Annotated in this window: 22 protein-coding genes; 15 read left to right on the plus strand and 7 right to left on the minus strand. The window is 69.1% G+C overall.

Features of this window, described 5'->3' with window-relative positions:
• The first annotated feature begins 52 nt into the window (after nt 1–52).
• The 3 genes from AB0G47_RS29980 to AB0G47_RS29990 all read left to right on the plus strand — a co-directional run bounded on the left by AB0G47_RS29980 (nt 53) and on the right by AB0G47_RS29990 (nt 3072).
• Nucleotides 53–682 carry an aerial mycelium formation protein gene (locus AB0G47_RS29980; protein ID WP_360776404.1) on the plus strand — a complete coding sequence of 210 codons (630 nt, stop codon included), beginning with the start codon at nt 53–55 and terminating at the stop codon, nt 680–682.
• 61 nt (nt 683–743) lie between these two features.
• A complete protein-coding gene (locus tag AB0G47_RS29985) occupies nt 744–1706 on the plus strand; it encodes an asparaginase (RefSeq protein WP_360776406.1) in 963 nt (320 codons plus the stop codon).
• A 112-nt stretch (nt 1707–1818) separates the two neighbouring features.
• Nucleotides 1819–3072 carry a GNAT family N-acetyltransferase gene (locus tag AB0G47_RS29990; protein ID WP_360776408.1) on the plus strand — a complete coding sequence of 418 codons (1254 nt, stop codon included), beginning with the start codon at nt 1819–1821 and terminating at the stop codon, nt 3070–3072.
• Between the two features lie 82 nt (nt 3073–3154).
• Here the strand turns inward: AB0G47_RS29990 and AB0G47_RS29995 are convergent, their stop codons facing one another.
• Nucleotides 3155–3340 carry a hypothetical protein gene (locus tag AB0G47_RS29995; protein ID WP_360776410.1) on the minus strand — a complete coding sequence of 62 codons (186 nt, stop codon included), beginning with the start codon at nt 3338–3340 and terminating at the stop codon, nt 3155–3157.
• A 240-nt stretch (nt 3341–3580) separates the two neighbouring features.
• Here AB0G47_RS29995 and AB0G47_RS30000 point away from each other — a divergent pair, with 240 nt between their 5' ends.
• Nucleotides 3581–4456: a GntR family transcriptional regulator gene (locus AB0G47_RS30000; RefSeq protein WP_360776412.1), complete on the plus strand. Its 876-nt coding sequence runs from the start codon at nt 3581–3583 to the stop codon at nt 4454–4456.
• 11 nt (nt 4457–4467) lie between these two features.
• Here AB0G47_RS30000 and AB0G47_RS30005 read toward each other — a convergent pair whose 3' ends face one another.
• Nucleotides 4468–4656, minus strand: coding sequence for a hypothetical protein (locus tag AB0G47_RS30005; RefSeq protein WP_360776414.1), 189 nt, complete (start codon nt 4654–4656; stop codon nt 4468–4470).
• Nucleotides 4657–4781: 125 nt separating this feature from the next.
• On the opposite strand from AB0G47_RS30005, the gene AB0G47_RS30010 reads away from it, so the two are divergent.
• The 5 genes from AB0G47_RS30010 (at nt 4782) to AB0G47_RS30030 (ending at nt 10703) form a co-directional block, all read left to right on the plus strand.
• On the plus strand, nt 4782–5675 hold the full coding sequence (locus AB0G47_RS30010) for a GntR family transcriptional regulator (RefSeq protein ID WP_360776676.1): 894 nt from the start codon (nt 4782–4784) through the stop codon (nt 5673–5675).
• Between the two features lie 26 nt (nt 5676–5701).
• Nucleotides 5702–6409 (plus strand): HAD-IA family hydrolase, encoded by a 708-nt coding sequence (locus AB0G47_RS30015; RefSeq protein ID WP_360776416.1) that lies wholly within the window; start codon nt 5702–5704, stop codon nt 6407–6409.
• Between the two features lie 139 nt (nt 6410–6548).
• Nucleotides 6549–7379 (plus strand): winged helix-turn-helix domain-containing protein, encoded by an 831-nt coding sequence (locus AB0G47_RS30020; protein WP_360776678.1) that lies wholly within the window; start codon nt 6549–6551, stop codon nt 7377–7379.
• 273 nt (nt 7380–7652) lie between these two features.
• Nucleotides 7653–9755, plus strand: a complete 2103-nt coding sequence (locus tag AB0G47_RS30025; protein WP_360776680.1) for an aminoglycoside phosphotransferase family protein — start codon at nt 7653–7655, stop codon at nt 9753–9755.
• Nucleotides 9756–9899: 144 nt separating this feature from the next.
• Nucleotides 9900–10703: a hypothetical protein gene (locus tag AB0G47_RS30030; protein WP_360776418.1), complete on the plus strand. Its 804-nt coding sequence runs from the start codon at nt 9900–9902 to the stop codon at nt 10701–10703.
• Here the strand turns inward: AB0G47_RS30030 and AB0G47_RS30035 are convergent.
• Together AB0G47_RS30035 and AB0G47_RS30040 are read right to left on the minus strand one after the other, a co-directional pair.
• Nucleotides 10684–11430: an ABC transporter permease gene (locus tag AB0G47_RS30035; protein ID WP_360776420.1), complete on the minus strand. Its 747-nt coding sequence runs from the start codon at nt 11428–11430 to the stop codon at nt 10684–10686. The two genes, AB0G47_RS30030 and AB0G47_RS30035, sit on opposite strands and share 20 nt — an antisense overlap.
• Nucleotides 11423–12379, minus strand: a complete 957-nt coding sequence (locus AB0G47_RS30040; protein WP_360776422.1) for an ATP-binding cassette domain-containing protein — start codon at nt 12377–12379, stop codon at nt 11423–11425. Before AB0G47_RS30040 ends, AB0G47_RS30035 begins: the two co-directional genes overlap by 8 nt.
• A 107-nt stretch (nt 12380–12486) precedes the next feature.
• Here AB0G47_RS30040 and AB0G47_RS30045 point away from each other — a divergent pair, with 107 nt between their 5' ends.
• Nucleotides 12487–13311, plus strand: coding sequence for a TetR/AcrR family transcriptional regulator (locus AB0G47_RS30045; RefSeq protein ID WP_360776424.1), 825 nt, complete (start codon nt 12487–12489; stop codon nt 13309–13311).
• Between the two features lie 24 nt (nt 13312–13335).
• Here AB0G47_RS30045 and AB0G47_RS30050 read toward each other — a convergent pair whose 3' ends face one another.
• Complete coding sequence (locus tag AB0G47_RS30050; protein WP_360776426.1) at nt 13336–13989, minus strand: TetR/AcrR family transcriptional regulator; 654 nt, start codon at nt 13987–13989, stop codon at nt 13336–13338.
• 84 nt (nt 13990–14073) lie between these two features.
• Between AB0G47_RS30050 and AB0G47_RS30055 the strand changes: the two genes are divergently transcribed.
• The 3 genes from AB0G47_RS30055 to AB0G47_RS30065 all read left to right on the plus strand — a co-directional run bounded on the left by AB0G47_RS30055 (nt 14074) and on the right by AB0G47_RS30065 (nt 17500).
• Nucleotides 14074–16251, plus strand: a complete 2178-nt coding sequence (locus AB0G47_RS30055; RefSeq protein WP_360776428.1) for an AAA family ATPase — start codon at nt 14074–14076, stop codon at nt 16249–16251.
• A gap of 62 nt (nt 16252–16313) precedes the next feature.
• Nucleotides 16314–16628, plus strand: coding sequence for a metalloregulator ArsR/SmtB family transcription factor (locus AB0G47_RS30060; RefSeq protein ID WP_360776430.1), 315 nt, complete (start codon nt 16314–16316; stop codon nt 16626–16628).
• 29 nt (nt 16629–16657) lie between these two features.
• Nucleotides 16658–17500, plus strand: a complete 843-nt coding sequence (locus AB0G47_RS30065) for an SRPBCC family protein (protein ID WP_360776432.1) — start codon at nt 16658–16660, stop codon at nt 17498–17500.
• A 92-nt stretch (nt 17501–17592) separates the two neighbouring features.
• Here the strand turns inward: AB0G47_RS30065 and AB0G47_RS30070 are convergent, their stop codons facing one another.
• Both AB0G47_RS30070 and AB0G47_RS30075 read right to left on the minus strand, forming a co-directional pair.
• Nucleotides 17593–19068, minus strand: coding sequence for a penicillin-binding protein 2 (locus tag AB0G47_RS30070; protein WP_360776434.1), 1476 nt, complete (start codon nt 19066–19068; stop codon nt 17593–17595).
• 106 nt (nt 19069–19174) lie between these two features.
• Nucleotides 19175–20122 (minus strand): NAD(P)-binding domain-containing protein, encoded by a 948-nt coding sequence (locus AB0G47_RS30075; RefSeq protein ID WP_360776436.1) that lies wholly within the window; start codon nt 20120–20122, stop codon nt 19175–19177.
• A gap of 168 nt (nt 20123–20290) precedes the next feature.
• On the opposite strand from AB0G47_RS30075, the gene AB0G47_RS30080 reads away from it, so the two are divergent.
• Both AB0G47_RS30080 and AB0G47_RS30085 read left to right on the plus strand, forming a co-directional pair.
• Nucleotides 20291–20962, plus strand: coding sequence for a HEAT repeat domain-containing protein (locus AB0G47_RS30080; RefSeq protein ID WP_360776682.1), 672 nt, complete (start codon nt 20291–20293; stop codon nt 20960–20962).
• Nucleotides 20963–20965: 3 nt separating this feature from the next.
• A complete protein-coding gene (locus tag AB0G47_RS30085; protein WP_360776438.1) occupies nt 20966–21970 on the plus strand; it encodes a MerR family transcriptional regulator in 1005 nt (334 codons plus the stop codon).
• Nucleotides 21971–21999: the final 29 nt, after the last annotated feature.

The following is a 21999-nucleotide window of genomic DNA, read 5'->3' on the forward strand; positions in this document are numbered from 1 at the left end:
CACGATGCTCACACGCGGTGTACCGCGCCGGTCGAGGGGACGGTAGAGACACATGAGCACACCAAGTACGGGACAGCCGCCCGGACCTGTGTCGCTGACCCGCATGAGCGCCGCACGACGTACGAACGTGCCGCGGCCGCCCACGCAGCGCACGGGCAGCCCGGTGCTGCCCGATCCGGTGGAGCGCGATCTGTCCGCGCTGCTCCTGCGCGAACTGCGCGAGCTGCGCCGTGACGCACAGCGGAACGAGGCGGATCTCAGTTACGTACGACGTCTGCTGCAGGGACGGATCGACATCCTGCGGGCGGAGGCGGCCCGGCGCGGGGACCCGCGGGTGCCGGACCCGCAGCGGCAGATCGGTCCTGTCGTCGACCGGCTGCACGAGATCCTGCGGGACGCCCCGGCCCGGCACCGCTCGTCGGCCCGCCATGTGACGCTCGGCACCCCGCACAGCGCGGAGTACGGCCTCCTTGCCACGGAGATGCTCGCCGAGGTCGAGCTCTCCGACCTGGAGGCCCGTACGGACGACGAGCTGCACACCGCCATGGGGCGCCTGGTCCGCTACGAACAGCAGGTTTCCCGCCGCCGCCAGGAGCTGCAGCACACGGCGGACGATTGCAGCGCGGAGATCGCCCGCAGGTACCGTGAAGGCGAAGCACAAGTAGACGATCTGCTCTCGTGACCCGGTGATCCCGGCTTCCGCGGGCGGCCGTCACGCCACCTCCGCCCCGGAAGGCCGAAACATGACCTCCACCGCTGCCCCCCTCATACCTCCGGTCCTCGCCGAGGTCGTACGATCCGGCTTCGTCGAGGGCCGTCACAGGGGGAGCCTGGTGCTGCTCGCGGCCGACGGCGGCGTGGAACTGGCGATGGGGGACGTGACGGCGCCGGTCTTCCCGCGTTCGGCGAACAAGCCGATGCAGGCCGCGGCGATTCTGCGGGCGGGGCTCGACCTCTCCGGCGAGCGCCTCGCGCTGGCCGCGGCCAGCCACTCCGGTGAGGGATTCCACCGGGATCTCGTCCAGAAGATGCTGGCGGAGCACGGTCTGACGGCCGCGGACCTGCAGTGCCCGCCGGATCTGCCGCTCGACCAGGTCGAGGCCGAGACATATCTGGCAGCGGGTGCCGTTCGTGACCGGGTCACGATGAACTGCTCGGGCAAGCACGCGGCGATGCTGGCGGTCTGCGAGCTGAACGGCTGGGACGCCGATGCGTACCTCGACCCGGAGCACCCGCTCCAGCGGCTGATCCTGACGGTCGTCGAGGAGGCGGCGGGGGAGCAGGTAGCCGCCGTCGGCACGGACGGCTGCGGGGCGCCCCTGATGGCGATATCCCTCACCGGCCTCGCCCGCGCCTTCCGCCACTTCGTCCTGGCCCCCGAGGGCAGCGCCGAGCGCCGGGTCGCGGACGCGATGCGGGCCCATCCCGAGTACGTCGCAGGGACGCGCCGCCCCGACACCTGGCTCATGCGGGAGCTGCCGGGCACCCTCTCCAAGATGGGCGCCGAGGCGGTCCAGGCCCTCGCCCTGCCGGACGGCCGCGCGCTCGCCTTCAAGGTGGACGACGGCGGACTGCGGGCGCTGGGTCCTGTGCTGGCGAGGGCGCTGAGCCTGGCCGGGGTGGAGGCGGATGTGCTCGCCCGGGTGGGGCGGGTGCCGCTGCTTGGCGGGGCCGTCGAGGTGGGGGAGATCCGGGCGGCGTTCTGAGTTCGCCAGCGCTCCGAAGGGGCGCGGGGAACTGCGCGACCAGCCACGACGGACCCGCGGCCGAAGAAGAAACCGGATGCGACCCAGACGGCCCCCGGCCTAGCGTGACTCCATGAGCGACGACATCACCGTCAGGCCCATCGCAGATGACGAGCTCCCGGAGTGGATCCGCGCCTGCAACGCCGGCTTCCTCCACCCCTTGGCGAAGGTCTCCGACGAGGTGGTCGCCAACCGCAGGGCGAGCATCGACTACGCGCGCACGCTCGGTGCCTTCGACGGCGACCGCATCGTCGCGACCTTCAGGTCGTTCGCGCAGCAGCTCACCGCGCCCGGCGGCACCCCCGTCCCTGCCGACGCCGTCTCGAACGTAACCGTCTCCCCGACGCACCGCCGCCGCGGCCTCCTCAACCGCATGATGTCCGCCGACCTCGCCGCGGCGAAGGAGCGCGGTGACGTCGTCGCCACGCTCATCTCCGCCGAGTACCCGATCTACGGGCGCTACGGCTTCGGGCCCGCCACGGTCGCCACCGAGTGGACGATCGACGTGGCGCGGTCCGGCCTCGACCCCCGCTGGGCGGGCCCGGCGAAGGGCGCCCGTATCGACCTCGTGGACGGCGGCGACGTACGCAAGGAAGGTCCCGCACTGCACGATCGGCTGCGGGCCCGCACGCAGGGTGTCGTCGACCGCGACGAGCGCTGGTGGCTGCAGAACACCGGGCAGCTGATCACCCCCGAGAACCCGTGGACCGAGCCCTTCTACGCGCTCTACCGTGCACCGTCCGGCGAGGTCGAAGGCCTCGTCGCGTACAAGACGGACGAGAAGTGGAGCGACTCGAGTCAGCCCGAGAACACCCTGACCGTGCTGAGCCTGATCGCCACCACGCCCGACGCCGAGCGCGCCCTGTGGCGCTACCTCTGCTCGATCGACTGGGTCACCACGGTCAAGACCGACAACCGGGCCCCCGACGACCTGCTCCCGCTGTTCCTGCCCGACCCGCGCGCCGCCCGCCTCAGCAGGCAGACGGACTGGCTGTGGGTGCGGATCCTGGATGTCGTACGGGCGCTGGAATCGCGTACGTACGGGACGTCGGGGTCTCTGGTGCTTGAGATCGCCGACCCCGCGGGTTTCGCTGCCGGCCGCTACCGGCTGGACGCGACACCGGACGGGGCGGTCTGTGCGCCGACCGCGGACCCGGCCGAACTGTCCCTCGGTGTCGGTGAGTTGGGGACGCTGTGGCTCGGTGACGAGTCCGCGGTGCGGCTGGCCGGGGCGGGGCGGGTGACTCAGGAGCGGGCGGGCGCGGCCGCTGCCGCCGACTCGCTGTTCCGTACACCCAGGCGCCCGTGGTGCCCGGACATCTTCTGAACTTCTTCTGAACTTCTTCGAGTTGAGCGACTGACCGGACTCCCGGCTCCCCTCCGGATGGGAGCCCGGTCAGCCCGTCTGATCAGCCCGACTGGGCAAGCAGCAGGACGAGCAGCACGGCCCCGACCCCGCTGATCTTGGTGTTCTTGGCTTTGATGCCCACGGTCAGCAGGACGAAGGCGACGATGCCCAACGGTCCGTACTTCCACTGGATGAGCTGCTCAAACCCAATGGCGAGGGCGGCTATGACGATGGCGATGAGCGGCATGACGTTCCCCCTTTCGGGACCGGGCGGGGACCCGGTCCCATCCGGCTGGTAGCCATCCGACGGCCAACGGCTGGTGGCCAACCCCGGAGGGTCTTGCCAGGTTGCCTAAGTTGGCTACCAACTTCATCTGAGTTATCTCCGCGATGGCTCGACTCATAACCACCTTCCGAGCAACTCCCCAAAGATGGCGCGAAGTTGTACTGTTTGGTTGTGAGCCCGGAACATGCCCCCGTCAATGGGATGAAGAGGCCGCACACGTCGCACCGCGACGTGGCCGACGAGTTGCGCGAACGGATCAGGTCCGGTGCGCTGCGGCCGGGCCAACGCATGCCCACCCAGGCGGAGTTGGCCGACGAGTTCGGTGTGGAGCGAGGCGTCGTACGCGAGGCGCTGCGCATCCTCCAGGGAGAGAACCTGCTGGCGAACGTGTCCAAGGGCAGCCCGGCGACGGTCGCCGACACCCGTGGCCGCCCGCTCTCCGGGCCCGGCGGGGTCAGGCCGCAGCCCACCATGGTCGGCCTCGCGCCGCGCATCGCCGCCGCGTTCGAGGCCCCGCACGTAGAGATCGACGCGCTCTGTCTGACCTCCATCTCGCTCACGATGGCGATCGGGGAACCCCTCCGTCAGATTCACGCCGGACAGCGGAAACCGGCCAAGGTCAGCGTCCGGGTGCTGCTGCCGAGCCGCAGCATCGACCTCGCCTTCCCGGCACCGGTGGACAGCGGTGACGACGAGGGCGGCCAGGTACACCGCCGCTGGCTCGATCAGCGCAACGCGCAGGGGCAGGTGCTTCGCCACAACCTCCTCGCGCTGCGCACCTCGCACGGGATCGACGTGGACGTCTCGTTCCGCGCCCTGCCGTTCACGCCGCCGGTGAAGCTGTACCTGCTCAACGGCTCGGAGGCGCTCTTCGCGTACTACACCCTCACCAAGCAGAGCGAGGAGATCGACCACGAGCACCTGGAGATGTACGACGCCCAGGGCGCGCAGTCGATGCTCTTCCCCTTCCAGCAGGGTGACGGGCTGCGGGACACGACGTTCGTGGAGCAGTCGCATCTGTGGTTCGACGCGCTGTGGGGGACGATCAGCCAGGATCTGGAGCTGGCGCGGGGCTGAGTCCGGTCCCCTCAGATTGCGGGCCGGGTCATCATCAGCGCGAGGACGACGGCGCCGATGGAACTGCAGGTGGGGCTCTTCGCCTTGATGCCAACGGTGAGCAGCAGCAGTCCGACGATGCCCATGGGCCCGTACTGCCACTGCACGAACTGCTCGAAGGTGACGGCGAACACGGCTGCGAGGAGGGCTATGACGGTCATGGTGGTTCCCCCTTTTGCCATCTTGAGTAAGTTGGCAACCAACTTCACTTAAGTTGTCCCCACTTGGTCCCACGCCATAAACAACTTCAAGACAACTGCCGTGAGATGGCGGGGAGTTGTATCGTCTGGTCGTGACCCAGGAGAACGTTGCAGTGAACGGCAGTAGAAAGCTCTCCCCTCAGGACATCGCCGACGCCCTCCGTGACCGCATCCGCTCCGGCGCCCTCAAGCCGGGTGACCGTCTTCCCACGCAGGCGGTGCTCGCGGAGGAGTTCGGCGTGGAACGGGGCACGGTGCGGCAGGCGTTGAGGACGCTGCAGGGGGACGGGCTGCTCGCGAACGTGAGCAAGGGGAGTCCACCGAGGGTCGCCGCGGCCCCGTCGGCACCGGCCGCGTCGGGCGTGGAACCACAAGCATCGATGGTCGGCCTCGCACCACGCCTCGCGGAGGCGTTCTCGCAGCCGCATGTCCGGATAGACGTGGTGTCCTTCACGGCGGAAACCCTGATGATCGCGCTGGGCGAGCCGGTCCGCCTCATCCACGAGGGCACCCTGCGCCCCGAGTCGATCTCCGTACGCATCCTGCTGCCGAGCAGCGAGATCGACCTGGCCTTCCCGAAGCCGATCGACGGCGAGGACGAGGGGGGCAGGGTCCACCAGCGCTGGCTCCAACTGCGCAACACCCAGGGTCAGGTGCTGCGCCACAACCTGCGTGCGCTGCGGCAGTCGCACGGCATCGAGGTCGATATCTCGTTCCGCGCGCTGCCGTTCACCACTCCCGTGAAGCTATACCTCCTGAACGGCAGGGAGGCCCTGCTCGCCTACTACACGATCGGGCGCAACACCCTGGACGTAGGCACCACGGAGGTGGAGGCGTACGACGTGGGCGGCCTGACATCCCCCCTCTTCTCCTTCGAGACGGGGGCGACCCATCGGGACACGGCATTCGTCGACGAGTCGCAGAAATGGTTCACCGCCCTCTGGGAAACCATCTCGACTGACCTGACACTCTCTTGGTGACTCCTGATACGACGCAGACTGAGCGGATGGCAGAAGAGACCGAGAAACTTCGAGAACTAATCACTCCCGCCCGTTTCGTGCTCTTCGACTTCGACGGGCCCATCTGCCGGCTCTTCGCCGGGCATTCGGCGGAGCGGATCGCGGGTGATCAGGTGCGCTGGCTCGAGGAGCGGGGCCTGCGCGGCCTTCTGACCAAGGAGGAACGGGCGGAGCCGGATCCGCACGTGGTGCTGCGCGCGGTCGACCGCAGGCATCCCGGCAGCGATCTGGTGGCCGAACTGGAGGAACGTCTCACCCAGCAGGAACTCACGGCCGTGAGCTCCGCCTGGCCCACGCAGTACGCGGATCCGCTCATCATGACGTGGCACGCAATGGGCTCCCGCTTGGCCATCACCACGAACAACTCCGCCAGAGCGGTGACCAGTTACCTGACCGCCCGCCGCCTGAGCCACTGCTTCACCCCCCACATCTACGGCCGCACCCAGGACCTCCACCTCCTCAAGCCCCACCCGCACTGCCTCAACCGCGCCCTCAACGCGATGGGCGCGGAGCCCGCCGCGGCCCTGATGATCGGCGACGCCCCGACGGACTACGAAGCCGCCCAGGTCGCAGGGGTGGGCTTCTTGGGCTACGCGCGTAATGAGCGCAAGGAGAAGGTGCTGCGGGCGGCGGGGGCGGAGCATGTGGTGAGTTCGCTGGAGTTGGTGTTGAGGGTTTTGCGGGGGCAGGCGTGAGGCCTCGCCCGGAGCCGGCGAAGCGATCAACTTTCCGTCCAATTTGACCGGACGCAGTCTGGTCGGTGTCCGGCAGAGGTACGGTCGGCGCGTGGTCAGCGAACGGGCCGGTGACGGTGGTGGCAGCGAGTTTCAGCGCGTGTCGGACGTGCTGCACTCTCGGCTCGCCGATGACACGTATCCGCTCGGAAGTATGCTCCCCACCCAGCGCGAGCTGGCGCGTGAACTCGACGTTTCCCGGGACACCATTCAGCGGGTGCTGAGGGAGCTGAACAGTGAAGGCCTGATCCGGTCCAGGCAAGGCAGTGGCTCGCGTGTCGTGATGGTGCCGCTGGCCCACACGAGTTCCGCCGGCCGGCGGGAGCACGGGACGGGGCGGGTCTCACTCGGGCCGATCATCGGGGCTGCCTTCGCGGCCCCGCACGTCACTCTGGACGTCTACACCCTCACCTCGGAGTCGCTGGACGCCCACATCCGCGTGCAAGCGGAACGTATACGCGTGGGAGAGATCACCCCGGAGAGCATCGGCGTCCGCATCCTGCTGCCCGCCGAGGACCTGGACCTCCCCTACCCCCGCGCCAAGGACGACCTGGCCGACCCGCGCCCTCAGCAGCGCCTGCGCGACATCACAAGGCGGCACACTGCGTCGCTGCGCAACGCGCTGCGGGATCTGCACACCGAAGGGCTGGTTCCGGACGTACGCGTGGAAGCGCGGCGAGCGCCTCTGACGCCCGCGTTCAAGCTCTACCTGCTCAACGGCACCGAGGCGCTGCACGGGCCGTATCAGGTGATGGAGCGTCGTATCCAGCTGGACGACGGTGAGGAGATCGACGCACTGGACGTGCTTGGCCTCGGATCTGTCCTCACTCACTATGTGCGGGACGACACCCCGGATTCGCAGGGAACTCTCTTCGTCGACAGCATGCAGGCCTGGTTCGAGTCCTGCTGGGAGCATCTCGCGAAGCCGTAAGCGAACCGCCACTAAACGGCAGCTTCTCGAACGTGACGTCATCCAAGGAGCGGCACGTACCTCGTTGAGACCATCGTTTACCGCCCTGTAGTCGTCCCTGCCCTCATGCGCCACTAGGGTGTGCATCACTTTCGGCTTTCCCGCGTGACTATCCAGGAGCGGCCTGTGGGCGACTTGCCTGTGCCCAGTTCCCCTTCCCTGGATTCCACGGAGGAGCGCGACGAGGACGACGCGTACGACCATTTCGTCAGGCACGCCCTGCGGAATGGGGACATGAGCAGGGGGCACCACAACCGGAACTATGTGCTTCCACTGACGGAACCCATGGCGTGCCTGGTGGGCCGTGATCCGGGGACGCCGGTCACGGTGCGGCTGCGGATCAAGGACGCACTGCCGGTTGTCATCAGGACCTGGCAGGACGAGTCGGCAATCTTGCGTGCGGTGAAGGGCGTACTGCCGCATGTGCCCGAGTGCCTTGCCAAGCGGGGCGACTCCGCGGTGCACAGCTATGTGGAAGGCGTGCCGTTCTCCAGCATCTGCCAGAACGGCAAACCGGTCGACTCCTTGCTGATCAAGGCCTTGGCCGACCTGCTCGCGCAGATGACTCAGGTGAGACGGGAATCGCTGCCGCCGCTGCCGGCCTCCTGGCCTCGTAGCGACAAGGGCGGGCAGTCGTTCCTGCGGACTCTCGTGCATCTCGCGGAGCGGCAGATCCGGCAGCCCAATTGGAATGATTTCGGTGGGCTGTTCGCAGCCCTCGGTGTCCCTGAAGACGCACTGCTCAGGCTTGCTGAGCACGTACCGAGCATGGCCCGGCGGCCTTACAGCCTGCTTCATACGGATCTGCATCGCGACAACGTGATCTTCTCCTACGGTGGCGCCCCGCCAATGATCTGCGTGGACTGGGAACTAGCCAGCTACGGCGACCCACTGCACGATCTGGCGACCCATTTGGTCCGCATGCGGTACCCGGACGACCAGTGGGGCGAGGTGATCGCAGCGTGGGGGGACGCTATGGAAGCCCTCAGGCCCATGGCTACCAAAGGTCTGACCCGGGACCTGGATCACTACGTCGCCTTCGAACAGGCCCAGTCCGTCTATCCGGACGTGATACGTGCGGCCAAATCGCTGGAGAATGCGCCCGGCCAGCGAGGTGTGGACGAAGCCGGCCTGGCCGTACGCGAGGCACTCGAGGTCGCTGCAGCACCCCTGCAGTTGACGCGAGTGCCAGAGGTCGAAGAGATCCAGCGGACCCTCTTCCGCTGGGCGACCGCCCGGTCTGGGGTACGCGCCCCGCAGGCGACCGCGTTCTCCTGGGAGCCGAGCGAACGTGTGCCGGAACGCTCCGACTTCCCACGGTCCGTCGTGGTCAAGGCTCTGGTCGCTGAGGGGACTGCCCCTGCCTCCCGAGTCTTCAAAGGAACAGCTCACCTCAACTCAGTGGTCAGGGTGGCCGGCATCAGGAGCCCGGTCGTGGTGCGGCGCAAGCTGAGCTCTGCCGGGCGGCGCGAGCGGAGCATCCTGAGTGAACACGCGGTGCTCAGGGCCATTGAGCAGGCGAAGCTGCCAGTGCGGGCACCTCGCGTGCTGGCTCTGGGGACCAGCTATCTGAAGGACCAGTTCGCCATCCATTCCTACGAGGGATCCGGCCCCGGTGACCTGCCGCCGGATCACCCAGTAGACGGCTTGCGTCCCAACGAGGCCGACCATTTGGTGAAGCAGCTGGTTGCGATAACTCGCATCGATGTCTGTCAATTGGACCCCACGGGTGGGCCTTCGGACTTCTACAGCTCGCTCTGCGACGAACTGGTCAGGTTGGTCGTGGAGTTGCCCAAGGAGTCGCAGAAGCTGGCAAGGGAGCTTGGCCTGCCGACCGCGTCCCGGCTGAGGGAGATTCTGGGCCGCCACCACGTGAGCCCACGTAGAGCGTCCCTGCTGCACGGCGATCTGAATCCCTGGAATCTCGTACGCCATGGCAATGAGGGCGAACTCACCATCATCGACTGGGAGATGGCGATGGTGGGCGATCCCTTGTATGACTTGGTCCGCCATATGCATCTGACACCGATCCGTGCCGAGATCAGGCGTCGCATGTTCGCCCGGTGGAGCAGAAGCCTCTCCAGTGCTTTCACGGGTGGATGGGAAAACGACTGGCGGGTGTACCGATGGATCGAGATCGTCCGGTCCGCTTATGTGGACCTGGACCGGCTGGTCACCAGCACAGGTCTGGACGCCCCGAATGTGCGACGTGCTGTGGATTCGTATGCGATGACACTGGCTGCTGCGACTGCTGCCTTGGGGCTCCGCGCCAGTCCGATGGCCAACCCTAGTCTTGCCCGTGCCCTTCCGTGCGGTGAGCATGGAGTGGTGAGATAAATGCAGTAGTGGCCTGCTCGGGGGAGGGCACGTGTGACGGGTAGTGGGAACGGGGCGGCGGATGGTGGCTTAGGCGGATGGTTGCGCCGGTACCGTACTCGATTCGAGTCGGTTGCCACACGGATTCTGCTACTGGGCATCTTTGTGACCGGGCTGATTGCTCAGTTTGTGAAGCCGGTCGGGGATGCTCTCCAGGAGCAGGCGTACCTGGGCGCCGCCCTGCTCAGTCTGGTGGGATACCTGCTGTACAGCGCGGTTGTGGAGCTCACCGCCTCGTTCCGGTCGCCTGACTCCACTCTGGTCACATCTCGTGAGCTGGGCGGGCTCGTGAGCGAGGCCTTCCGTGCCAAGGACGTAGAAATCTGCTTCCTCGGCTACACGGGGGAGACGCTCTACAACGAGCTTTACTACCGGCTTTCGAGACTTCTGGACAACCCGGGGCAGACAAAATCGGTGTCGATCAGGATGCTGATACCGGACTTCGGGCGTGAGATGAGGGTGCCGTCGCGTGTGGGTCCCGATGGGAGTCCCGTCGACTACCCCGAGTTTCGGGCGAGGCTCGAGGCCAAGTGCCGTGACTACGACCAGATTCTGTCCCGGCTCGCGGAGCGGTTGACCAGCGACGGTCGGGTGACTGTTCACTCCGAGTACCGCCTGTACAACGGTGATCCACGGGACAAGGTATGCATCTTCAACAGGGATCTTGTGCTGCACGGTCTCTACGACGTCGCCGTCATCATGCCTACACAGAATCCTGATTGCGACGTCTACGACCCAAAGGGCTATGACACGGACCTTTCTGTCCGATCACGAAAGGAGGGGACTGAGGCTGCCGAGGCGGCTGTTGCCATGCACATCAGTCACTTCGAAGGCGTGTGGAAGCTGGCGGCCACGCCTTCGTGGCGTCGGCAGCCGGTCGTACCCCCCATCACCCCGTCCGCCACCTGAACAACACCCCCGCACCCGCCGCCGAAACCCCCAGAATCCCCGCACACCAAGCCACCGCCGCCCAAGGCGTGGTTCCCACAGGCTGGTTGAGGAGCAAGCCCCGGATCGACTCGATGACCTGGGTCACCGGCTGGTGGGTCGCGAACGGCTGGAGCCAGTTCGGCATGGTGTTCGTGGGGACGAAGGCGCTGCTCGGGTAGGGGAGGAAGCTCACGAAGAAGGTGAAGCCTCCCGCCGCTTCGGGGGACTTGGCCAGGAGGCCGACCGTCGCCGAGAGCCAGGACAGGGCTAGAATGAAGGCCGAGAGGACCGCGGTGGCCGCCAGCCAGCCTTGGGGTGTTGCCGAGGGGCGGAAGCCGATCGCGAAAGCCAGGGCCAGGACCAGCGTCATCGCGATCAGGTTGCGTGCCACCGAGGCCAGGACGTGGCCCGTGAGGATCTGCGTGCCGCCGATGTCCAGGGAGCGGAAGCGGTCGATGATGCCGCCCTTGAGGTCCTCCGTGACCGCGAACGCGGTTTTCGACGAACCGAAGCCGGCGCAGAGCAGGAGGACTCCGGGGACCACGTACGTCACGTACGAGGGTGTGTCCGTGTCGATCGCGCCGCCGAAGAAGTAGACGAAGATCAGGAGCAGCATCACCGGGAGCGCCATCGAGGTGATCAGGGCGTCCACGTTGCGGCGGCTGATGCGGATCGCCCGGCCGGTCATGATCAGGGCTTCAGACATGGGTCAGCCCTTCTGGTTCAGGGCTCGTGAGCGTCAGGAATACGTCGTCCAGCGTTGCCGTGGTCAGGGTGAATGTTCTGAACTGCGTGCAGTCCGGGTCCAGTTCGGAGAGGAGTCCTCGTACGTCGCGTGCCGTTCCGTCCGTCGGGAAGCCCAGCGTGAGGGTTTCGGGGGCGTGGTGCGTGGCTCGGGTGGACAGGCGCATGTAGGCCTCCGGGGTGGTCAGTGTCGCGTCCAGGCGGTGGCCCGCCACGCGTGACTTCAGGGCCGCTGCCGAGCCCTCCGCCACGATGCGGCCCTCGTGCAACACCGCTATGTGGTCGGCCAGTTGGTCTGCCTCCTCCAGGTATTGGGTTGTGAGGAAGACCGTCTTGCCGTGCGTCGTCAGGTCGCGTACGACCCGCCACATCTCCTGGCGGCTGCGCGGGTCCAGGCCCGTCGTCGGCTCGTCCAGGAAGATGACCTCCGGGTCGCCCACCAGGCCCGCCGCCAGGTCGACGCGGCGGCGCATGCCTCCCGAGTACGTGCGCACCAGGCGGTCCGCGGCGTCCATGAGGCCGAAACGGTCCAGGAGTTCGGCGGCGCGGGCCCGGGCCGCCCGGCGTGGCAGGCCCGCGAGCCTCGCCATCATGCGCAGGTTCTCCGCGCCGGTCTGTGTCTCGTCGACCGCGGCGAACTGGCCGGTGAGGCTGATCGTCCGACGGACCTCGCGGCGGTGCGTGCGGATGTCGTGGCCCGCCACCCGTGCCGTGCCCGCGTCGGGGGTGGTGAGCGTGGTGAGGATGCGGACCGCCGTCGTCTTGCCGGCGCCGTTCGGGCCCAGGAGGGCGAAGACCGTACCGGGGGCGACCTGGAGGTCTACGCCGCGGAGGACCGGGACGGTTCGGGTGCCTTTTCCGTATGACTTGGTCAGTCCGCTGGCCGTGATGGACGCGACTGGTGGCGGCATGAGGGCGAGCCCTTCTTTTCTGCGTAACCCTTACGCAATACTGAGTAAGGGTTACGCAGAACTACGATGTGTGTCAAGCACGGCAGCTCAGGAGGAGGCGGCGGCGTATGGCGGAGGCGGCGGATGGTGCTGCGGGCGGTACGGGTCTTTCCCCCAGCCTCGAGACCGCCTGGGGGTTGCGCGAGCGGTCGCCCAAGGGGCCGAAGCCCGGCCTGACGCTGGACCGCATCGTCGACGCGGGGATCTCCATCGCGGCCGCTGACGGCATCGGCGCCGTCTCCATGGGGAAGGTCGCGAAGGCGCTCGGCGCCTCGCCCATGTCCCTCTACCGGTACGTCTCCTCCAGGGATGAGCTGTACGTCCTGATGCAGGACGCCGCCACGGGGGCGCCTCCCGCGATGCCGGCCGACGTCACGGGGTGGCGGGCCCGCCTGGACTGGTGGGCGCGGGCCCAGCGCGATGTTCTGCGGGGCAACTTGTGGATCGTCCGTATCCCCATCACTTCGCCGCCCGCGACACCGCACCAGCTGGAGTGGATGGAGCAGGGGCTCGCCGCGCTCGACGACAGTGGCCTTGAGGAGGGCTGGAAGCTGTCGGTGCTCATGCTCGTGAGCGGCTTCGTGCGCAGCGATGTCGCGCTGATGGCCGATCTCGACGCGGGCATGCGGGAGCGGGGGCAGGATCCCGGCGAGGCGATGCGGCGGTACGCGCGGACCGTCGACGCCCTGACCTCGTCCGAACCCGAACGCTTTCCCGCGCTGCGGCGGCTGCTGGGGGCGGGGGTTCTGGATGTGGCCGATGCCGATGCCGATGCCGACGTCGGCGCCGATGCCGGGGCAGGCGCCGAGGATGCGGAGTTCGATTTCGAGTTCGGGATCGCTCGGGTCTTGGACGGGATTGCCGTGCTGGTGGACAACTCGTCGGGTTCTTAGGGAGGTTGGCCGGTCGGCCGGACCTCAGCCGTGCTGCGTTGAAAGCCCCGACCGCAGTTGTCCGAACGCCCGGTTCGCCGCTGCCACCGCGTCCGGCCATACCTCGTCCGCGCTCTCGCCCGCGTCCATCCGGCGCCAGTTCTCCATGGCGAGGATGCGTTGTACGGCGATGATCTGGCCGGCGGCGAGGCGTGCGGTGAGGGGGTCGTCGCCGCCCAGGGCCTCGGCCAGGGTCTGTTCCGAGTGGTCCTGGTACTCGTAGAGGCGGGCGACCAGGGACGGCGTCCCGTACAGCAGGCGGTGGAAGGCGAGTACCGCCGGGTGGTCGCAGAGGCCCGTCACCGGGTCGTGGCGTTCCAGGCCGTCGAGGAAGTGGCGCTGCAGGGCGTCCAAGGGCGTGCGCTTGGCGGGGCGGGTCGTGACGACTCTGGCCGCCTCGTCCTGGTGGTCGGCGAAACGGTGGAGGACGAGGTCCTCCTTGGTGGGGAAGTAGCGGAACAGGGTCGGCTTGGAGATGTCGGCCGCGGCGGCCACCTCCGCGACCGGGACCTTCTCGAAGCCCTTCTCCAGGAAGAGCGCGATCGCCGCCTCCGAGATCGCCTGATACATCCGCTGCTTCTTGCGCTCCCGCAGGCCGGGGGCCCCGGGCCCGGGTGCCGCCGCCTCTTCGTCCGTCATGGGGGCAGCCTAGCGCACGCGTGATTCGCGGTTACGAATTTTACCGGGAGGCAAATTTAACTCGGTTACATTATTCTCGTCGGTGTGACGCCCTTCGATGCCCTTCCTGACCCAGACCCGGACCCGGACCCGGACTCTGATCCCCACCCGGTCCCCGACGCCTCCCTCGACCGCGCTCTCGACCGCGCCCTCGCCCAAGAACGTGGCTACCACGACACCTGCCGCGCCGCCCTGGCCGGCATGGTCGACGGGGCGAAGGAGCGGGTCGTCAGGGGAGCGGACGTCTCCGCGTCCGGCGCCGACGCCGAAGTTCTCGGCTACGAGTTCCGCAGCCACGCCAAAGCGATGCGCGAACTCCCCGAAGCGCCCCTCTTCTTCGGCCGTCTGGACTTCGCCGCCGCCGGTCCCGCCGCCCACGAAGCGGGTGATCACCGTGGGCAGAGCTATCACATCGGCCGTCTCCGCATCACCGAACATCCCTCCGCCCCACCCTTGGTGGTCGACTGGCGCGCCCCCGTCTCGCGCGCCTTCTACCAGGCGGGAGCGCGCGACCCGCAGGGCGTCGCCGTCCGCCGCCGCTTCGGCTGGGCGCCCGGCAGCAAGGGCGAATCCGCAGACCTCACCGGCCTGGAGGACGAGCCGCTGGCCGGCAGTGCGCCGAACAGCCCGAACACCCCGGACGCGCCGCCCGCGCCGCCCACGCGGACCAGCAGCATCCTCACCGGCGAGATCGAGCGCCCCCGCGTCGGCCCCATGCGGGACATCGCCGCCACCATCCAGCCCGAGCAGGACGACCTCGTACGCGGTGAACTCGGCGCCTCCGTCTGTGTCCAGGGCGCGCCAGGCACCGGGAAGACGGCCGTCGGACTGCACCGCGCCGCGTATCTCCTCTACACCTACCCCCAGCGAGTGCAGCGCGCCGGACTCCTCATCCTCGGCCCCAACCGCACCTTCCTCCGCTACATCGCCGAGGTGCTCCCCTCCCTCGGCGAGACGGGCGTACGGCAGTCCACCGTCGAGGACGAGATCGCCCGCCCCACCGCCCCCGTCCGTGCCCGCGACAGGGAGGCCGCGGCCCGCGTCAAGCACGACGCCCGGATGGCCGTCGTCCTGCGAAGGGCCCTCTACGAGCGCGTCGCGCCGCCCGCCGACTCCCTTGCCGTACCCGAAGGTTCGTACACCTGGAGAGTCCCGCTCGACGAGCTGGAGCGGATCATCGAGGACGTGCGCGCGGAGGAACCCCCGTACGCCGTCGGGCGTGAGCGCGTCCGCACCCGCGCCGTCCGGCACATCCAGCTCCAGGCCGAGCGCCGCGCCGGCGCCGTGAACAACGCCTGGCTGCAGAAGATCTCCCGGGCCCGCCCCGTATCGGCGTTCGTCGACGCGGCCTGGCCGAGGACGCGGCCCGAAGAGGTGCTCGCCGCCCTGCTCGCCGACCCGGAAGCGCTCGCCGCCGCGGCCGACGGCGTCCTCACGGCCGAGGAGCAGCAGGCGATCGGCTGGGCCAGGGCGCCGCGCTCGTACAAGTCGGCGAAGTGGTCCGGCGCCGATCTCGTCCTGCTCGACGAGCTCGCCGGGCTCATCGAACGGCCCGAGGGGTACGGCCACATCGTCGTCGACGAGGCGCAGGACCTCTCCCCGATGGAGGCCCGCGCGATCGCCCGCCGCGCCGGCTTCGGCTCGCTCACGGTCCTCGGCGACCTCGCGCAGGGCACCACCCCGTGGGCCGCCCGCGACTGGCCCGGACTCCTCGCCCATCTGGGGAAGCCGGATGCCGTCGTCGCCCCGCTGACCACCGGCTTCCGTGTCCCCAAGGCGGTTGTGGGGCTCGCCAACCGTGTCCTCGCCACCCTCGACGTAGATGTTCCGCCTGCCCAATCCCTGCGCCGGGACGGTGAGTTGAGGATTCAGGAGGTACGTGACGTGGGCGCCGCCACCGTCGACGCGGTGCGCGCCGCGCTGACCCGCGAGGGCTCCGTCGGCGTCATCGCGGCCGACGCGGACACCCCCGGCCTCCGCGATGCCCTCACCGCCGCGGGCATCGAGAGCGCGGGCCCGGACGAGCTCGGCGCGCGCGTGACGGTGCTGCCCGCGTCCGTCGCGAAGGGGCTGGAGTACGACCACGTGGTCGCCGTCGAGCCTGCGGCCATCGCGGAGGCGGAGAGCCGCGGACCGAGCCGTCTGTACGTGGTCCTGACCAGGGCGGTGTCCCGGCTCGACGTGCTGCACAGCAGGGGGCTGCCGTGGGAGGGGCGGGACTGAGCACAGCCACCCGCACTGTGCATGCCGTTGCGGTTATATAGCTCGCGGAGTATGTTCGAGGTATGCCCATACCGTTCGACGTCCTCGCGGAGCCCAGCCGCCGGAAGATCCTCGATCTGCTCCTGGAGCGCCCCCACCTGGTGGGTGAGCTCACCGAGCGGCTCGGCATCAGCCAGCCCGGCACGTCCAAGCATCTGCGGGTGCTGCGCGACGCCGGGCTCGTGCGGGTACGGCAGGACGCGCAGCGCCGCTGGTACGAGCTGCGGCCCGAGCCTCTCGAAGAGCTCGACGCGTGGCTCGCGCACTACCGGCACCTCTGGTCCGGCAGCCTCGACGCCCTCGAACGGCACCTCGACGTGATGGACCGTGAGTCCTGATGAACGATGAACATGGACGGTGACTCCTCATGAACCCGCACTCCGACACCCTCGGCCCCGCCGACGACGGCCGGCACAGCGTCCTGCGGATGGAGCGCCGCCTCGCGCACCCGCCCGCCAAGGTGTGGGCCGCGATCACTCAACCCGCGCACCTGGCCAACTGGTTCCCCTCCGAGGTGACGCTCGAGCTGAAGCCGGGCGGCGCGATGGGGTTCCACTTCCCCGGCGACGAGGGCCCCGGCATGACCGGCGAGGTCACCGACGCCGATGAGCCCCGCGTCTTCGCCTTCAGCTGGGGCGACGACCATCTCCGCTGGGAGATCACCCCTGACGGGGACGGCGGCTCGCTCCTCACCCTCGAGCACACCTTCGGCGACCGCTACGGCGCCGCGAGCTTCGCGTCCGGCTGGCACCTGTGCCTCTCGGCGCTCGCCCAGTTCCTCGACGGAAGCGGGGCCGAGGTGAGCCAGGACGCGGGGGAGCTGCACGAGGCGTATCTGGAGCAGTTCGACCTCGGCCGCGGCGAGGTGACCGGCGACGGCATCCGCTTCGAGCGGCAGCTGGTCCGCTTCGCGGACAAGGTGTGGGCCGAACTGTGCGCGGGCGAGGAGCCGTTGAAGGGCGACACCGCGCCCGACGGTTTCCTCGCGGACGGCATCTCGGCGGGTCCGGTCACCGAGGTGTCGGCGCCGACTTCACTGACGTACGCGGTCCACCCGAACGGCGAGGTGCGGTGGGAGTTCGGCGAGGGCACGGGGCACGGCGCCCGGTTGGTCCTCACGCAGACGGGAGCCATGGAGGACGCGGACGCTGTGCTGGCGGCCTGGCATGCGCGAATCGAGCGGCTTGCGGGCCAGCTGCTGGAGGCGTGACGGGCCCGAAGGGGCGCGGGGCTGTGACATGTGCGGCTCCGCCGCGTGGGCGCGACCAGCCACAAGGCACCCGCAGACGCGCACGACTCCGCTCAGTCGTCCAGCACAGCCTCCATAACCGACTTGGCGATAGGCCCCCCAAGCCGCCCACCCGCAATCTCAGACCGCGGGATATCCATGTCCTTAGGGTCCACGAACACCGCCACCGCGACCGGCGAAGAGCCATCGTCCAGCTTGGCGTAGGAGATGAACCAGGCATACGGCCGCTCGTCGTTGACGTTCGAGCCGTGCTGCGCGGTGCCGGTCTTGCCGCCGACGGTGACGCCGTCGATCTGGGCCTTGTTCGCCGTGCCCTCGTCGACGGTGTGCTCCATCATCTTCTGCACCTTCTGCGCGGTGTCCGCGGAGACGGCCTGGCTCAGCTCCTCCGGCTGGCCCTTCTCGATCGCCGAGAGGTCGGGGCCGCGCAGCTCCTCGACCATGTACGGCTTCATCACCTTGCCGTCGTTGGCGAGCCCCGCCGCCACCATCGCCATCTGCAGCGGCGTACTGGTGAGAGAGCCCTGGCCCATGCCGGTCAGCGCGGTCTGCGGCTTGTCGAGGTCCTCCGGGTAGCTGCTCGCCGACGAGCGGACGGGGATGAACTGCTCCTCGTTGAAGCCGAACTTCTCCGCCGTCTCGCGCATGTCGTCGTCGCCGACCTTCAGCGCGGTGTCGAGGAAGACGTTGTTGCACGACCACTGCATGCCGACCTTCAGGGACGCCTTGTCGCAGGGCGCGCCCGGCACGTCGTTGCCGATCGTCGTGGAGCTGAGCGGCAGCTTGTAGGGGGCCTTGGCGCCGGTCGGCTTGTCGATGTCGTCGACCACGCCGTGCTCCAGGGCCGCGGCCGCGGTGAGCACCTTGAAGGTGGAGCCCGGCGGATAGATCTCGCGCAGCGCCCGGTTGGACAGCGGCTTGTCCTTGTTCTTGCCGAGCCGGGTGAACTCCTTGCCCTCCTTCGCCGAGATCCCGGCGAAGGAGGAAGGGTCGTACGAAGGAGTGCTCGCCAACGCGAGCACCTTGCCGGTGCGCGGGTCGAGTGCGACCACCGCGCCGCGCGCGTCGAGGTCCACCAGGCCCTGGTAGGCGGCCCGTTGGGCCTTCGGGTCGATGGTGGTGATGACGTCGCCGCCGCGCCGCTTCTCGCCGGTCAGCATGTCCAGGGTGCGGCGGATGAAGAGCCGGTCGTCGTCACCGCTGAGGACGCCGTTGTGCACGCCCTCCAGGAACGTCGAGCCCTGGGCCTGCGAGAAGTAGCCGGTGACCGGGGCGTACATGGGGCCTTCCTTGAAGACCCGCTGGTACTTGAAGTCCGTCCCGCTGACTTCCTTGGACCCGGTGATGGGCTTCCCGCCGACGATGATGTCGCCCCGCGGGTGCGAGAAGGCCTCGATCTGGACGCGGCGGTTCTTCTCGTGGGTCGAGAGCTTGTCGCTCTCGGCGAACTGGATCCACGTCGCGCGCAGCAGCAGGGCGAGCGTCAGCACGCCACAGAAAAGGGCTATGTGACGCAGCGGCTTGTTCATGCGGTCCCCCCAAGACCCGTGACACCAGGACATGATGCCGGTCCATCATGTGTAGGGGTCCATCATGTGCACGGCCGCGGCTCTTTCCGCCGTTGTTTCCGAACAGTCACACGACAGGCGCCCCCCGAAGCACCTCGATCACGCTCGCATAGCTGTCGGAGCCGTGCCCCGCGGCGCTCGCCCGCTCCATGGTGGCCTTGAGGAGTTCGGGCAGCGCGTTGTCGAGTCCGCGGTCGGCCGCCGCGTGGATGAGATGGCCGACCGACGCGATCTGTACGTCGACGGTGGCGTCGTCGCCCGGATAGTGCCCGGCGTCCACCTGGGGCGCGTACGTGGCGAGGAAACCGGTGACGGCGTGCGAGAGCCAGCGGATGGCGACGGGGGTGAAGTCGGTGGCCTTGGTGTCCGCGCCGAGCAGCGCCGTGCCGTGCAGCCAGCCGGTGAACGTGGCCCACATCAGTCCGAGCAGCGCGACGTCGTAGAGGGAGGCGCGGCCCGGCTCCTCGCCCAGGTACAGCGGGTCGCCCAGGGCGGCGAGCGCCGGGCGGTGCGCTGCGAAGACATCACCCGAACCGCTGTACAGGAACATCATCTCCGGGCTCCCGACCCCCGGCGGCGTGGTCATGATCGCCCCGTCGAGGTAGCCGAGGCCAAGGGAATCCGCCCATGTGGCTGCCTCGACGGCCTGCTCGGGGGAGCCGGACGTGAGGTTGACCAGGGCCTTGCCCGCGAGCCCGCCGGCGGCGGCGACCGGGTCGAGGACGGCGTGCAGCGCGTCGTGGTCCAGTACGCAGGCGACGATCAACTCACCGGCGGCGACGGCCTCTTCGGGCGTCGCGGCGAGCTTCGCGCCCCGGCCGACGAGGGCGTCGGCCTTGCCGGGGGAGCGGTTCCAGACGGTGGTGGGGTGGCCGGCGTCCAGGAGGGTGGCGGCGAGCGCCGCGCCCATGTTGCCGAGGCCGATGACGGTGACGGGGGTCTTCTGCGGGAGTTCGGTGGTCTGTGCGCCCGTGGCGTTGATCTCCGTGCCCGTGGCGTTGATCTCTGTGCTCATGCGGACCACGCTCGCAGCGCGCGCCGCCACCGGACAGTGACAGGGGTGACGCGGACCACCAAATTCCCGCCACCCCCACTCCCACCTCCCACCCCCGTGCACAGCGGCCTCTTTGACCTTGACACGGTGACAAGGCCTTCACTGCTCGCCAAGGAGGTGATGGTCTCGATGACGATCACGACACAGGACACCGATGTGACGCGAGCGCTCCGGGGGCTGGCGGACGACCGTTCGTCCGTGCGTCTGCGGGCCGCTCTGGCGGTCGGCACGGCGCCCGACCCGCGCTTCGTGGACAAGCTCGTCGAGCGCAGCGCGGTCGAGCCCGAGTTCTTCGTACGCGACATGCTGACCTGGGCGCTCACCCGCCACCCGGTGTCCATGACGCTTCCGCGGCTGCTCCGCGAAGTCCGCTCGCAGCGTGCGCAGGCACGGAGCCAGGCGCTGCATACGCTGTCCAAGATCGGGGACCGGCGGGCGTGGCCTGCGATCACGCGGGCGCTGCTGTCCGACGCCGATGACGAGGTGGCGCGCAGCGCCTGGCGGGCCGCGGTCGTGCTCGTACCGGAAGGCGATGAGCCGGCGCTGGCCGAGGTCCTCGCGACGCAGCTCGGGCGCGGTGAGCGGGAGACGCAGCTGAGCCTCAGCCGGGCCCTGGTCGCGCTGGGCGAGGCGATCGGGCCGGCGCTGCGTGCCGCGACGGCGGCCCCCGACCCGCGTACGCGCACGCACGCGCTCGCCACGGAACGGCTGCTGCGCGACCCGGACGCCGGGTTCGAGTCCGCGATCGAGGAGGCGAAGCGCGTCGTGGCCCTCGGCGGGTCCGGCCAGGAGGGACGATAGGGCGTGTTGATCGGTGAGGTGGCGCGGCGGTCCGGGGTCAGTGCCCGCATGCTCCGGCATTACGAGTCGCTCGGTCTGGTGCGGCCCTCGGGGCGTACGGGTTCCGGATACCGGGAGTACTCCGGCGAGGACATCCGCCGGATCTTCCATGTCGAGAGCCTGCGGTCGCTGGGTCTTTCGCTGCGGGAGATCGGGCGCGCGCTCGACGATCCCGGCCGCACGCCGTCGGCGCTCGTCGACGACCTCATCCGTCAGACGCGCGAACGCATCGCGGCCGAGACCGAGTTGCTCACGCGGCTGCGCCGGATCGATGCCGCTGACCCCGCAGGATGGGAGGACGTCCTCCAGATCGTCGCGCTCCTTCAGGCACTGGGGTCCAAGAGCGCCGACGCACGCCAGCGGGCGGCCCTCTCCTCGGCCGACGAGGTGCCGGTGCCGGTGGAGGCCCTGGTCGAGGCGGCACTGAGCGAGACGGACCCGAACGTCGCCGGAGCCCTTCGATGGGCCCTCGCGCGATCGGGCGACGGCGGCCCGGCACTGCTGGCCGAAGGCCTCGGCTCACCGGTGGCCGCGGTGCGCGAACGTGCCGTCCAGTCCCTCGCCGAGATGCCCGGCGAGGAAGCCGCCGCGCGGCTGCGGGATGCCCTCGCGCACCCCGACGCGGTGGTCCGCGGCCCTGCGGCCCTGGCGCTGGGGACACGTGGGGTGGCCGATGCGGTCCCCACGCTCATCGACATGATCGTGGCGGGACGGAACGACACCGACGCCGCCGATGCCCTGAGCGTCCTTGCGAGCGACACCGCGGCGGCGGACGAGATCGCGGCCGGGCTCGTCGACCGCCTCGCCCACGACAGCACGGAAGCGCCGGCACGCGGACGCCTGACCCAGGCGCTTGCGGGCATCCCGGGCCGGACGGCATCACATGCCCTCGTGGAGCTGTCGCAGGACGGAGACCGCGCCGTCGCGCTGACCGCGACGTACCTGCTCCGGCTGCGCGAGGCACGGTGACGGTTCCGGGCCGCGCGATGTCAGACCCG

The sequence above is a fragment of the Streptomyces sp. NPDC021622 genome (genome assembly GCF_040640795.1).
Lineage (GTDB): Bacteria > Actinomycetota > Actinomycetes > Streptomycetales > Streptomycetaceae > Streptomyces.

Bases quoted from the DNA above. Each gene is read 5' to 3' on its own strand.
- AB0G47_RS29980 (WP_360776404.1), top strand. From the start codon at position 53: ATGAGCACACCAAGTACGGGACAGCCGCCCGGACCTGTGTCGCTGACC.
- AB0G47_RS29985 (WP_360776406.1), top strand. From the start codon at position 744: ATGACCTCCACCGCTGCCCCCCTCATACCTCCGGTCCTCGCCGAGGTC.
- AB0G47_RS29990 (WP_360776408.1), top strand. From the start codon at position 1,819: ATGAGCGACGACATCACCGTCAGGCCCATCGCAGATGACGAGCTCCCG.
- AB0G47_RS29995 (WP_360776410.1), bottom strand. From the start codon at position 3,340: ATGCCGCTCATCGCCATCGTCATAGCCGCCCTCGCCATTGGGTTTGAG.
- AB0G47_RS30000 (WP_360776412.1), top strand. From the start codon at position 3,581: ATGAAGAGGCCGCACACGTCGCACCGCGACGTGGCCGACGAGTTGCGC.
- AB0G47_RS30005 (WP_360776414.1), bottom strand. From the start codon at position 4,656: ATGACCGTCATAGCCCTCCTCGCAGCCGTGTTCGCCGTCACCTTCGAG.
- AB0G47_RS30015 (WP_360776416.1), top strand. From the start codon at position 5,702: ATGGCAGAAGAGACCGAGAAACTTCGAGAACTAATCACTCCCGCCCGT.
- AB0G47_RS30025 (WP_360776680.1), top strand. From the start codon at position 7,653: ATGAGCAGGGGGCACCACAACCGGAACTATGTGCTTCCACTGACGGAA.
- AB0G47_RS30035 (WP_360776420.1), bottom strand. From the start codon at position 11,430: ATGTCTGAAGCCCTGATCATGACCGGCCGGGCGATCCGCATCAGCCGC.
- AB0G47_RS30040 (WP_360776422.1), bottom strand. From the start codon at position 12,379: ATGCCGCCACCAGTCGCGTCCATCACGGCCAGCGGACTGACCAAGTCA.
- AB0G47_RS30045 (WP_360776424.1), top strand. From the start codon at position 12,487: ATGGCGGAGGCGGCGGATGGTGCTGCGGGCGGTACGGGTCTTTCCCCC.
- AB0G47_RS30050 (WP_360776426.1), bottom strand. From the start codon at position 13,989: ATGACGGACGAAGAGGCGGCGGCACCCGGGCCCGGGGCCCCCGGCCTG.
- AB0G47_RS30060 (WP_360776430.1), top strand. From the start codon at position 16,314: ATGCCCATACCGTTCGACGTCCTCGCGGAGCCCAGCCGCCGGAAGATC.
- AB0G47_RS30065 (WP_360776432.1), top strand. From the start codon at position 16,658: ATGAACCCGCACTCCGACACCCTCGGCCCCGCCGACGACGGCCGGCAC.
- AB0G47_RS30070 (WP_360776434.1), bottom strand. From the start codon at position 19,068: ATGAACAAGCCGCTGCGTCACATAGCCCTTTTCTGTGGCGTGCTGACG.
- AB0G47_RS30075 (WP_360776436.1), bottom strand. From the start codon at position 20,122: ATGAGCACAGAGATCAACGCCACGGGCACGGAGATCAACGCCACGGGC.
- AB0G47_RS30080 (WP_360776682.1), top strand. From the start codon at position 20,291: ATGACGATCACGACACAGGACACCGATGTGACGCGAGCGCTCCGGGGG.